Consider the following 12,755-nt stretch of genomic DNA (forward strand, 5'->3'; position numbering starts at 1 on the left):
CCGCCGGACACAATGAGCCGGTGCGGTATCTCATCCTCGGCACCACCGAGGCCCTCGACCCCCTCGGCCGCCGCCTCCCCGTCGGCGGCGCCCGGCTGCGTGCGCTGCTCGCCGCGCTCGCGCTGCGCGGCGGGCGCCCCGCGTCCGTCACCGAGCTCGCCGACGACGTGTACGGGGACGCCCCGCCGCAGGACGCCCCCGCCGCCCTCCAGGCCCTCGTCGGCCGCCTCCGGCGGATCATCGGCAGCGATGCCGTCGCCTCCACCCCCGGCCCCGGCTACCGGCTCGTCGCCGCCCCCGAGGACATCGACCTGTACGTCTTCGAGCGCCACGTCCGGGACGCGGCCGCCCACCTCGACGCCGACGACCCGGAGCAGGCCGCCGCCCTTCTCCGCCCGGCCCTCGGCCTCTTCCGGGGGCCCGCCCTCGCCGATCTGCCCGACCCGGCCGGCGTCCGCCCCGAGGCACAGCGGCTCGCGGCGCTGCGGCAGCGCGTCGAGGCCGATCTGCGCCGGGGCGCCACCGACGGACTCGTCCCCGAGCTGACCGGGCTCACCACCGCCCACCCGTACGACGAGCCCTTCCACGCCCAGCTCATCCGCGCCCTGCGGGCCGAGGGCCGGCACGCCGACGCCCTCGCCGCCTTCGAGTCGGCCCGCCGTACCCTCGCGGACGCCCTCGGCGCCGACCCCGGCCCCGAACTCGCCGCCCTCCACCGGGAGCTCCTCGCGGGTCCGGCGCCCGCGCCCGCCCCGGCCCCTGTGCGTACGGGCACCCCGTGGGGGCCGCCGGCCGCCGCCGGCTCGCGGCCGGGGTCACCGCCCGACCACCCGCGCAGCCCGCCGCCCCCGGCCACCACCTCCACCCGCGCCCCCGACGGCACCCGCGCCCCCGACCTCACCCTCGGCCCGGCCGCCCCCGACTTCGCCCCTGGCCCCGCCCCCGGCCCCGCCCTCGGCCCCGGGAACATCCGCCCCCGCCTCACCTCCTTCGTCGGCCGGGAGCCCGAGCTGGCCGCGATCCACGCCGATCTGGACCGCTTCCGGCTCGTCACCCTCACCGGCCCCGGCGGCTCCGGCAAGACCCGGCTCGCCGAAGAGGCCGCCCTCAGGCTCTTCACCCCCGTCGCCCCCGCCGACGGCTCAGCCGGCACACCCGCCACAGCTGCAGACCCCACCAGTCCGGGCCCCACCACCTCAGCTCCCGCCAGTCCGGGCCCCACCACCTCAGCTCCCGCCAGTCCGGGCCTCACCACCTCAGCCCCCACCAGTCCGGGCCCCACCGCGGCCGGCCTCCGACGGACCGGGCCCGCACCCGCCTCCCCCACCACCGCCTGGATCGCCGAACTCGCCCCGCTCGACGACCCCGAGGCCGTCCCCGGCGCCGTCCTCTCCGCGCTCCGGCTCCGCGAGGTCAACCTGATCACCCGCGAGGGCGCGACCCTCCAGGACGACCCCACGGCCCATCTCGTCGAGTACCTCGCCCGCCGCCCCTTCCTCCTCGTCCTCGACAACTGCGAGCACGTGATCGACGCGGCCGCCGCCCTCGCCGAGACCCTCCTCACCGCCTGCCCGCAGCTCCGCATCCTCGCCACCAGCCGCGAACCCCTCGGTGTCCCGGGGGAGTCGGTCCGCCCGCTGGAACCCCTGCCGCCGGACCCCGCGCACCGCCTCTTCGCCGAGCGGGCCCGCGCCGTGCGCCCCGCCGTCGACCTCACCCGGGACGGCGGCGCCGCCGTCGACGAGATCTGCCGCCGCCTCGACGGCCTGCCCCTCGCCATCGAACTGGCAGCCGCCCGTCTCCGGCTGCTCACCCCGCGCCAGATCGCCGACCGCCTCGACGACCGCTTCCGTCTCCTCACCTCCGGCTCCCGCACGGTCCTGCCCCGGCAGCAGACCCTCCGCGCGGTCGTCGACTGGTCCTGGGACCTGCTCGACCCCGACGAGCGCACCCTGCTCCGCCAGGTCTCGGTCTTTGCCGGCGGCTGGGACCTCGCCGCCGCCGAGGCCCTCTCCCCGCGCGCGGCGGACCCGCTCGGCGCCCTGGTCGACAAGTCCCTGGTGGTCGCCACCCCCGTCGAGGGCGGCGAGATGCGCTACCGGCTCCTGGAGACCATCCACGAGTACGCGGTCGAGCGCGCCGCCGAGGCCCCGGAGGTCCTCGCCGCCGCCGAGGCCGCCCACACCGCCCACTTCGCGGCCCTCGCCGAGACCGCGGAGCCCAAGCTCCGCTCGGCCGAGCAGCTCCCGTGGATCGAGCGGATCGAGCGCGATCTGGACAACATCCGCGCCGCCCTGCACCGCACCGTCGTCACCTCCCCCGACGAGGCCGCCGCCCACCGCCTGGTCTTCGCCATGGGCTGGTTCTGGTGGCTGCGCAACTACCGGCCCGAGGGCCTGACCTGGGTCGCCCGCACGGTCGCGCTCGGCGACGACCCGGACGACCCCGGCGACCCCCGCTACTGGCCCCGGATGCGCCTGCGCATGCTGCACTTCTTCCTGGAGGTCGAGAGCCGCACGCTGCGGGACTTCCAGGAACCGGAGTCGCTCGCGCTGGCCCGCCGCGTACGGTCGGCGTTCGGCGAGCCGCCCGGCCCCGAGGGAGCCCGGTTCCCCGGCCTGCTCTGGCCGTTCACGGCGTACCTCACCGAGGAACCGGCCGTGGTCCTCGCCCTCCTCGACGAGGCCGTCGCCAACTGCCGGCGTCACGGCGGCGACTGGGAGGTCGGCGTCAGCCTCATGTTCCGTACGCACATGGTCGTCGACATGCCCGGCGGCATGCCCGGCATCGACGAGGACCTGGCCGAGCTCCGCGTCCTCGCCCGGAGCGTCGGGGACCGCTGGATGGGGGCCCAGATCGCGAGCGCGGTGGGCGAGGCCCACATGCTGCGCGGCCGTACCGAGGAGGCCGGGGAGGCGTACGAGGAGGCCCTCCGGCTGGCCCGCGAGGTCGGCGCGCACGCCGAGTCCCCGTTCCTCCTCGCCCGCCAGGCCGAACTCGCCTATCAGAAGGGGGACATGGAGGCCGCGGAGAAGGGGCTCGACGAGGCCGCCCAGGAGGCGGAGCGCTACGGGGTGCGGGACACCGGCGTGTTCGTCTGCTTCCTGCGGGCCGGCGTCGCCCTGTACCGGGGTGAGGTCGCGGAGGCCCGCGCCCACCTGGAGGAGGCGGGCCGCACGATCGCGACCGGGGCGCCCCCGCCGCACTTCGAGGCGGCGTTCGTGGGGCTGTCCGCGCGCGTGGAGGCGGGCGAGGGGCGGCCGTCCGCCGTCGCCACGGCCGTGCGAGCGCTGCGCGGCGCGCGGGACGCGCAGTGCGCTGAGTTCTTCGTCGCGGGCCTGGGGGAGTGTCTCGGGGTCGTCCTGTCCGCGAGGGGTGAAGCCGCCCTGGCGGTCACGGTCATGACGGCCGTCGAGGGCTGGCGTTCCGAGACCCCCCGCTCGGTCCCCGGTCTGAAGGACCTCCGGGAGGTGACCGACCGGGCGCTCGCGGCGCTGGGTCCTTCGGGCGTCGCCGCCGCCTGCGCGGCGGGCGAGGGCCTCGGTGTCGACGAGGTCCTCGCCCTCGCGGAGACCGTCGCCCCACGGCCGGGACCTGACGGATCGGGGACGGACTGATCGGGGACAGACGGATCGGGACCGGACAGATCGCGGCCGGACGGATCGCAGCCGGACGGGACCGTCAGGAGCAGCTGATCCGGGACTGCGCCCAGTCGGCGACCACGGCCCGCCCGAACGGCGTGTGCTCCTCCACCACCAGGCGGATCGTGCGGCGGCCCGAGATGTCGACGCCCACCGGGACCGGCGGGTCGCCGGCCCGGACCACGTCGGAGCGCCAGAGCCGCTCCTCGTCCCCGTACACGGAGAACCGGACGCCGCCGACGCCGAGCAGGCCGCTCAGGTCGTCGACGCCGACGACCGCGTCGTAACGGGTGCACTGCCGGTTGAGGTCGATCAGCAGGGACGAGGGCGCGTGGACGCTCACGCCGTGCGCGTACGGGGTGCCGCCGATCGACAGATCGTCGCGCTGCCACATCCAGCTGCTGTCGGAGAGGGAGACCTCGGGCTTCGTGCCGTCGCCGAAGATCCCGTAGTCCAGCTCGTTGACCTGGTAGACCCTCGGCGGGGCGGGCGGCGGCGGCGTCGGCTTCGGCGAGGGCTTCTCGGGACGGGGCGTCGGCGTGTGCGTGGGCGTCGGCTCCGGCGTCGGGCGGGGCTTCGGCGGTGCCGTCGTCGGTGTCGGCTTCGGTGACGGCTCAGCGGGCGTCGGCTTCGGCGAGGGCTTCGCGGGAGGGGGCGTGGGGGTCGGCGTCGGAGCGGGAGCCGGCGGCTCGGACGGTACGGGCGGGGGCGGCGGTACGGGCTTCGGCGTCGGCTTCGCCGCCGGTGCGGGCGCCGCCGGCACGACAGGGGTGACGACGGGCTGGGCGGGTCTGGGCGCGGCCACGGGCTGCGGGTCGCCGGCCATGGCCCAGACGAGCCCGGCGGCCGCGGCGACGGCCACGGCGGCCGCGATCCCGGCCTTGGCGGGCGCGCCGAGCGCCTCGGCGGCGGCGCCCCCGGAGGCCGCCCCGCCGGAGGACCCGGTGGCGGCTGCCGCGGCGCCGGCCGCGCCCGCGCCGACGGCGCCACCGGCGACGACGCCGGCGGCCTTGAGCGCGTACCCGGCGGCGAACCAGCCGATGACGGCGACCGGAAGCAGCGCGGGGATCCCGGCGTTGACGTGGGCCAGTTCACCGGCGGCGACCCGGCACTTGGCGCATTCGTCCAGGTGCTTGCGCAGTCCGCGCTCGGCGCGCATCCGCAGACCGCCGCGCGCGTAGGCGCCGAGCCGGTCGGCGTAGCGGGCGCAGTCGCCGCCGGCCGTCAGGGACTGGCTGACGTGGGCCTGCAGATAGGCCTGCTTGAGGCCTTCGCGGGCGCGGCTGGCGAGGACGGCGGTGGCGTTGGCGGTCAGGCCGAAGAGCGGTGCGACCTCGCTGGGGGACTCCTCCTCGACGGTGGTGTGCCACAGCACGGCCTGCCAGCGCTCGGGCAGCGAGCGGAAGGCCTGCATGGCGAGGGACTGCTCGGCCTCGTGCATGGCGAGGACGTCGGCGCCGAGGTCGAGGCCGGCCCCGAAGGACGCGGTCTGGTCGGCGACCTCGGAGGAGCGGGCGGCCTCGGCCGCGAACACCGCGAAGTCCTCGACGAGGTGTTCCCGCCTCTGCGTCTTCGTCCAGTTCGCGGCGACGCGCCGGACGGTGGTCATCAGATAGGCGCGTACGGCCTGTTCGGGACCTGCTCCGCCGCGGACCGCCTGCAGGGTGCGGGCGAAGACCTCGGCGGTCAGGTCGTCGGCGGTGTGGGCGTCCCGGCAGCAGGTCCTCGCGTACCGGCGCACGGCGTCGGAGTGCCTGCGGAAGAGTTCCTCGTACGCGGAGTCGTCGCCGTCCCGCATGAGCTGGACGAGCTCGGAGTCGGAGGGCGGCAGTTCCACGGGCGGCGGGAGGACGGTGTCGTGCTCGTGGTGGTCCCCGGCGGCGGGATCGGTCCCGGCGGGGCCGAACCCTGCGTCCGTCCCGAACCCTGCGTCCGTCCCGAACCCGGCATCCCTCCCGGACCCGGCTTCCGTCCCGGAGCCGGCGCCCCGTCCGGAGGTCTTGCCCTCGCGCTGCTGCGGCACACTCGGGTCGAGCGGCTCCACGGCAGCCGCCGCACCGGTCGAACCCGCGGCCGCGGAACCCGGTCCTGCGGTGTCCGGCGCACCGGAGAGGCCTCCCGGCCCACCCTGGCTCGGCACCTGCCGGGAGGGCGGTCCCCCCGCCTCGGCGGGGCCGCCAAGCGGCTCGTCCCGACTGTCACCGCTCATCGCGGAAGCCCCCGTACGCACGCTCGGACCCGAACACCGGGCAAGCCTGCCACAGCGCGCGGGCACGCCGAAGCGCCGCGGCCACTTACCACTCGTCCGGGGCGACTTCGTGTATCCGGGCGTAACCGTTCACACGTTCGTGTCATGCTCATTGGTCCGCCCGGACCACGAAAGCCCGCGGACGACGAAGACCTCCGGCCCGCGAAGTGCCCGGCCCGCGAAGCGCCCCAGCCCCAGCCCCCGCCGGAGCGCGTGCAGCCGACGCCTGCCTACCGGGAGCGAAGGCCTTCGAGCAGGATGTCGAGGAGCCGCGACGAGGCCGCCGCCTGCTGCACCGCGTCCGGCAGCGCCGGAGCGGCCGTGGCGATGACGAGGAGGACGTCGGCCACGGTCACGTCGGTCCGCAGCTCACCCGCCTCACGCGCCCGGTCGACCAGCCGGCCGACCACCTCGAGGAGCTCCGCGGCACCCGCGTCGTCCTTCTCCTCGGCCGGCACGGCCCGCGGCGCGACCACGCGCACGTCGGCCTGCTCGCCGATGACCCGCTGGTGCGGCACCCGCGCCGCGTCGCCCGCGTCCGGGGAGCCGCCGCCGAGCGGCAGCACCGTCACGTCGTCGACGCCCACCCGCAGCACCTGCGGCGGAAGGAGCCGTCCCGCGCCCGAGGCCACCGAGGTCCGCAGGAACCGGGAGAGCGCCGACCACGGCTCGTCCTCCTGGCCCAGCGCGGCCCGTGCCTGCTCGGTCAGCCGGGAGGTCTCCTCCTCGGCTATCCGCCGGACCAGCACGTCCTTGCTCGGGAAGCGGCGGTAGACGGTGCCGACGCCGACGCGGGCGCGGCGCGCCACGTCCTCCATCGGAGCCCCGTAACCGAGCTCGCCGAAGACCTCGCGCGCGGCGCGCAGGACGTGCTCCAGATTGCGCTGGGCGTCCACCCGCAGCGGCGCGGACCTGCCGGACACCGGTGCGCCGTTGCGCTCGGAGCCGCCGAGGCCCGTGTGCGGGCCCTCGTCCACGGTCGCCGTCCCGGCGCCCGTCTGCCATCGTGAATCCTGCATATGCATAAGCGTTCCCCCGCTCATGATGTCTCCCCCCGGAGACTCCCCGCCCTGAAACGGGGCTCCCGGCGGCGAGCGCTTCGGTCCACGCGCTCCCATCCGACACCCCGACGAAGTACGAACATAGTTGAGTCCGGGTCAATTCAGAAGGGGGAGTTCCGTACGGTGCGCCCCCCGATCGGAGCAAGGAGGGGAACACTCCCGATTCCGACCCCCCGCGGAGCCCGGCGCATCCGTCCTGACCTGCTCCGTTGCGCCCGCACCCGCCTCATGCGCCACCCCGCGCCTCCGTACCCCTCCGGTCACACAATTTGCCGGGGCTGTGGACAAACCACGGACGGCGGGTGCGTCATGGGACAGTGACGGAACCTGCGCGCATTCTCGTGGTCGGCGGTGGCTACGTCGGCATGTACACCGCGCTGCGCCTCCAACGGCAGCTCAGGGCCGAGCTGAGAGCCGGCGACGCCGAGATCACGGTGGTCACCCCCGAGCCGTACATGACGTACCAGCCGTTCCTCCCCGAGGCCGCCGCCGGCTCGATCTCCCCGCGGCACGTCGTCGTGCCGCTCCGCCGGGTCCTCGACGGCTGCCGGATCGTCATCGGCGAGGTCCGCTCCATCGACCACGCCAAGCGGACCGCGACCCTCTCCACCCTCGCGACCGCGGAGGAGGGCACCGGCACCGCGGACCTCACGTACGACGAACTGGTCCTCGCGCCGGGCTCGGTCTCCCGCACCCTCCCGGTCCCCGGCCTCGCCGACCACGCCATCGGCTTCAAGACCGTGGAGGAGGCCATCGGCCTGCGCAACCACGTCATCGAGCAGATGGACATCGCCTCCTCGACCCGTGACCCCGCGATCCGCGACGCGGCCCTGACCTTCGTCTTCGTCGGCGGCGGCTACGCGGGCGTGGAGGCGCTCGCCGAGCTGGAGGACATGGCCCGCTACACGGCGCGGTACTACCACAACCTCAAGCCGGAGGACCTGCGCTGGGTCCTCGTCGAGGCCTCCGACCGCATCCTGCCCGAGGTGGGCGAGGAGATGGGGAAGTACGCCATCCGCGAGCTGCGGGGCCGGAACATCGACGTACGCCTGGAGACCCGCCTCGAGTCCTGCGAGGACCGGATCGCCGTCCTCAGCGACGGCACCCGGCTGCCCACCCGCACCGTCGTCTGGACCGCGGGCGTGAAGCCCGCCCCCCTGCTCGCCGCGACCGACCTGCCGCTGAACGAGCACGGCCGGCTCCGCTGCACCGCCCAGCTCGCCGTCGAGGGCGTCGCCCACGCCTGGGCCGCCGGCGACGCCGCCGCCGTCCCCGACGCGACCTCGAAGGAACCCGGCAAGGAGTGCGCGCCCAACGCGCAGCACGCCGTCCGCCAGGCCAAGGTCCTCGCCGAGAACATCGCGGCCTCCCTGCGCGGCCGGCCGCTCAAGGAGTACGCGCACACGTACGCCGGCTCCGTGGCGTCCCTCGGCCTCCACCAGGGCGTCGCCCACGTCTACGGACGGAAACTCAAGGGATATCCGGCCTGGTTCATGCACCGCGCCTACCACCTGAGCCGGGTCCCCACCTTCAACCGCAAGGCCAGGGTCCTCGCCGAATGGACCCTGTCCGGCCTGTTCAAACGGGAGATCGTCTCCCTCGGGTCGCTGGAACACCCCCGCGCCGAATTCGAACTCGCCGCCGCTCCGCCCCCCGACCACCGCGACAAGCCGTCGTCCTGACATCACTGTCAGTGCACTCGTCCACACTGGACGTGTGACCATAGGTGGGCTCACACCTGCACAGCGTGACTCTGCACGGCACCGACACCACGAGGCATAGAGATCCGTGAACTTCACCCGTTGGAGCGCCCGGCTCCCCGGTACACAGCGCCGCGCGGCGCGGGGGACCGAAGGCTCCGTGCCCGCCGCCCGCGGTGAGTACGCGCAGCAGCTGGAGCACCTGGCCGGCCACGCCGGCGAGCCCCTCGACGTGCCCGCCCTGGAGGACTTCTCCGTACGGGAGCTCCTGGGCCGGCTCCCCGGCCTGGTCGCCCTCGCGTACGGCCCGGAGCACCGCATCGCGTACGTCAACGACGCCTATGCCGCCGCCTTCGGCCCCCGCCCCGCGGGCGTGCCCGTCGCCGACAGCTGCCCGGAGGCGGAGGAACTCGGCCTGCTGCCCCTCATGGACCAGGTGCTGCGCAGCGGCAAGCCCCGTACGGTCAAGTCCCGCCGCACCCAGGACGGCGGCTCGTACACGGTGACCTGCCTGCCCGTGGACAGCGCGCATGTCGAGGGCGGCGGAGTCCTCGTCCACGCCGCGGACGTCACCGACCACGCCGAGGCCGCCGAGCGGCTGCGGGCCAGCGAGCGCCGCCACCGCGAGACCGCCGTCACCCTCCAGCGCTCGCTGCTCCCGCAGGACCTGGAGCAGCCCGACGACCTGCGGATCGCCGCCACCTACCAGCCCGGCGGCACCGACGCGGCCGTCGGCGGCGACTGGTACGACGTGATCACCCTCGGCGCCGGACGCACCGCGCTCGTCATCGGCGACGTGATGGGCCGGGGGGTGCGCGCCGCCGCCGTCATGGGCCAGCTCCGCACGGCCGTCCGCGCCTACGCGCGCCTGGACCTGCCCCCGCACGAGGTGCTCCAGCTCCTCGACGGCCTCGCCGCCGAGATCGACGCCAGCCAGATCGCCACCTGTGTGTACGCGATCCACGACCCCAACGAGGGGAAGCTGGTCTACGCCTCCGCGGGCCACCTCCCGATCCTCGTCCGCGACGAGGACGGCACCGTCCGGCGCGCCGAGGACCCGACGGGCCCGCCGCTCGGCACGGGCGGCTGGCTGCACACCTCCGGCTCCATCGCCCTGCCGCCCGGCTCGACCGCCGTCCTCTACACCGACGGACTGGTCGAGCGGCGCCGCGAGGACATCGACGAGGGCGTCGCCGCCCTGGCCCGCGCGCTCTCCGGCGCCAGCGGCACCCCGCAGGTCGTCTGCGACCGGCTGCTCCGCTCCCTGGGAGTCACCGCGGAGCACGACGACGACGTGGCCGTCCTGGTCGTCCAGCACCCGTCCCGCAAGGGGGCGGACGCGGAGCTCTTCCACAACGCGGCCCTGGAACTCCTCGGCGGCGTGGAGGCCGCTCCCCGCGCGCGTGCGTTCGCCTCCGGAGTCCTGTCGTCCTGGCGCTTCCCGGTCGAACTGCGCGACCTGGGCGTCCTCGCCACCAGCGAACTGGTCGCGAACTCCCTCCAGCACGGCACCCCGCCCATGCGGCTGCGCCTGCGCCGCACCGACCGCCGCCTGATCATCGAGGTCACGGACGGGGACGACCACCTGCCCCGTCGCCGCAGGGCGGAATCGGAGGACGAGGCGGGTCGCGGGATCTCGATCATCGCGACGATCGCCTCGTCCTGGGGGAGCCGCCGCACACCGGGCGGCGGCAAAGCGGTCTGGTGCGAGTTCGCCCTGCCCGACCACTAGGTCAGGCGGCCGCGGTCTCCTTCTCGGGCAGGTGCTGCGCCACGACCCGGGACGGCTTCACGGCGAGCGACGGCTGGTTCTGCTCCGGGGTCAGCTGCTTGCCCAGCCGCACCGCGAGGAACGTGATGCCGAGCGAGAACAGCACGAACGTCACGATGTACGGACCGTGCAGCGCCGCTCCCATGGGCCCGCCCACGGCCGGCCCGACGGCCAGCGCCAGCTGCTTGACCAGCGCGAAGGCCGAGTTGTACTGCCCGACCATCGACTCCGGCGCCAGGTCGGCGACCAGCGGCGCCACGGTCGGCGACAGCATCGCCTCACCGAGCCCGAACAGGGCGTACGTGGAGACGAAGGCGGCCGTCGCCATGGCCTGGCTGCCGTGCCCGAGGCCCGCGTACCCGGCGATCAGCCAGGCCACGGTCCAGATCAGACCGACGGCCGCGATCACCCGGGTCCGCTTGCGGCGCTCGACGAACCGCAGCACCAGGAACTGGGCGGCCACGATCACCGCGGTGTTCGCGGCCAGCGCGATACCGAGCGTCGAGGGCTGGATGCCGGCGGCCTCGGTGCCGTACGCGGCGAGACCCGACTCGAACTGTCCGTAGCAGGCGAAGAAGAGGACGAAGCCGAGGACGCACAGCTGCACCATGGCCTTGTGCCCGAGCAGCGCGCGGACGCCGCCCTTGCCGCCCTCGGCGGGCCGGGCGCCCTGGAAGGCCGGAGAACCGGGCATCCGCACGGTCCCGACGATCCCCGCCAGGACGAGGAACATCGCCGCCTCGATCGAGAACAGCAGGATGAAGCTGCCCGGACGGCTGGTGTCGACCAGCAGACCGCCGATCAGACCACCGACACCGAGACCCAGGTTCTGCAGGAAGAACTGCATGGCGAAGGCCCGGGTGCGGCCGACGGGCGTCGAGCACCAGACGATCATCGTGGCGAGCGCCGGCTGGAGCACGGCCGTACCGGCACCCAGCAGCGCCGCGGCCCCCACGGCCGCGGGGACGCTGGACGCGAAGCCCATGGCCACCGCGCCCACGGCGGCGACGACCGAGGCGACGAGCAGGACGGGCACGGGCCCGCGCCGGTCGATGGCCCGCCCGCTGAAGGGCAGCACCACCAGTGCGGCCATGGCGAAGACGGCCAGGACGATGCCCGCCGTGGCCGCGCCCAGATCCCGCACCTGCGCCACGTACACATAGAGGTACGGCACGGTGAAGCCGAGTCCGAACGCGCTCAGCGCGCTGCCTGCCTGGATACGGCGCATCGCTGCGCCCCTCGCCTTGGTCACACTCACCCACTTCGGTCGCAGGTTCAGAGGTGTACCCCTGAACCTTGAAGACTTCAACACTAAAGTTCGAGGCTTAACAGTACACACCGAAGGACTTCAATGCCAACGAGACCCGTGGGATACTCGGCTCCATGTCCGACAACCCCGAGCGGTCCGGTCCGCAGGCTCCGCAGGAGCCGAGCCTCGACGAGCAGATCGCCGCCTACCAGCGCGAGTTCCGCGACCTCGACCCCCAGGTCGAGAAGGTCGTCTCCGCCCTCGGCCGGCTGAACCGACGGATGAACGTGGCGTACGGACGCCAGCTCGCCGACCTCGGCATCAGCAACGCCGAGTGGGAGGTCCTCAAGACCCTGGTCCTCTCCGGCGAGCCCTACCGGCTGGGCCCGGGAGAACTCGCCAAGCGACTGGGCCTCACCCCGGCCGCGATGACCCATCGCATCGACCGCATGGCGGGAGAAGGCCTGGTCACCCGCGACCGCGACGAGAACAACCGCGTCCGCGTGATCGTCGAGCTCACCGACGAGGGCCGCTCGAAGTGGCTCGAGGCCATGCGCATGGCCACGGACTTCGAGGAGGAACTCCTCCAGGACCTCACCTCGGACGAGCGGGGAGTCCTCGGCGAGGTCCTCATCCGCCTCCTGCGCCGCGTGGAGCTCACCCAGCCCGACGCCGGCGGCCGCCTGACGGACCTCGACTGACCCCGGCGGAACTCGCTTGACAGGGCTTGACACTCCCCTCGCGGATGCGTAGTGTTCTCCGAGTTGTCACAGAGCCGGAACGGTTCTTCGACAACCACTCCGCCGCTCAGAGCGGCACCTCTACTCCGCACGATCTCCCCACCGGGACGAATTTCGGCATGCCGAAATTCATTTCGAAAGACTCGATTATGAGCCGCCGGGGAAATCCGCTAGAGTTTGAGACGTCGGAACGGCCCAACAGCCGGAAAGACAAACCCCGCTGACTGGGAATCAGACGCCGAAAGGTTCTGATAGAGTCGGAACCGCCGGAAGGGCCCGGAGCGAAAGCAAAAGGGACCGGAAAGCACCGAGGAAATCGGATCGGAAAGATCTGATAGAGTCGGA

Annotated in this window: 7 protein-coding genes; 4 read left to right on the forward strand and 3 right to left on the reverse strand. The window is 74.1% G+C overall.

Going from position 1 to position 12,755, the window contains the following annotated elements; genetic code table 11:
• The first annotated feature begins 20 nt into the window (after positions 1-20).
• A complete protein-coding gene (locus AMK27_RS19450; protein WP_079188509.1) occupies positions 21-3,617 on the forward strand; it encodes an AfsR/SARP family transcriptional regulator in 3,597 nt (1,198 codons plus the stop codon).
• A 64-nt stretch (positions 3,618-3,681) separates the two neighbouring features.
• On the opposite strand, the gene AMK27_RS19455 is transcribed toward AMK27_RS19450, so the two are convergent.
• Together AMK27_RS19455 and AMK27_RS19460 are read right to left on the reverse strand one after the other, a co-directional pair.
• Complete coding sequence (locus AMK27_RS19455; protein ID WP_073909373.1) at positions 3,682-5,850, reverse strand: sigma-70 family RNA polymerase sigma factor; 2,169 nt, start codon at positions 5,848-5,850, stop codon at positions 3,682-3,684.
• A gap of 269 nt (positions 5,851-6,119) precedes the next feature.
• A complete protein-coding gene (locus tag AMK27_RS19460; RefSeq protein ID WP_073909376.1) occupies positions 6,120-6,914 on the reverse strand; it encodes a TetR/AcrR family transcriptional regulator in 795 nt (264 codons plus the stop codon).
• 401 nt (positions 6,915-7,315) lie between these two features.
• Between AMK27_RS19460 and AMK27_RS19465 the strand changes: the two genes are divergently transcribed.
• The gene (locus AMK27_RS19465; protein WP_241847552.1) at positions 7,316-8,632 is read left to right on the forward strand and encodes an NAD(P)/FAD-dependent oxidoreductase; all 1,317 of its coding nucleotides are present in this window, start codon (positions 7,316-7,318) and stop codon (positions 8,630-8,632) included.
• Between the two features lie 106 nt (positions 8,633-8,738).
• Positions 8,739-10,382, forward strand: a complete 1,644-nt coding sequence (locus AMK27_RS19470) for an ATP-binding SpoIIE family protein phosphatase (RefSeq protein ID WP_073909385.1) — start codon at positions 8,739-8,741, stop codon at positions 10,380-10,382.
• Position 10,383: 1 nt separating this feature from the next.
• Here the strand turns inward: AMK27_RS19470 and AMK27_RS19475 are convergent, their stop codons facing one another.
• Positions 10,384-11,649, reverse strand: coding sequence for an MFS transporter (locus AMK27_RS19475; RefSeq protein WP_198955899.1), 1,266 nt, complete (start codon positions 11,647-11,649; stop codon positions 10,384-10,386).
• Positions 11,650-11,804: 155 nt separating this feature from the next.
• On the opposite strand from AMK27_RS19475, the gene AMK27_RS19480 reads away from it, so the two are divergent.
• Complete coding sequence (locus tag AMK27_RS19480; protein WP_073909390.1) at positions 11,805-12,371, forward strand: MarR family winged helix-turn-helix transcriptional regulator; 567 nt, start codon at positions 11,805-11,807, stop codon at positions 12,369-12,371.
• Positions 12,372-12,755: the final 384 nt, after the last annotated feature.

This window comes from Streptomyces sp. CB02009 (assembly GCF_001905825.1).
Taxonomy (GTDB): domain Bacteria; phylum Actinomycetota; class Actinomycetes; order Streptomycetales; family Streptomycetaceae; genus Streptomyces.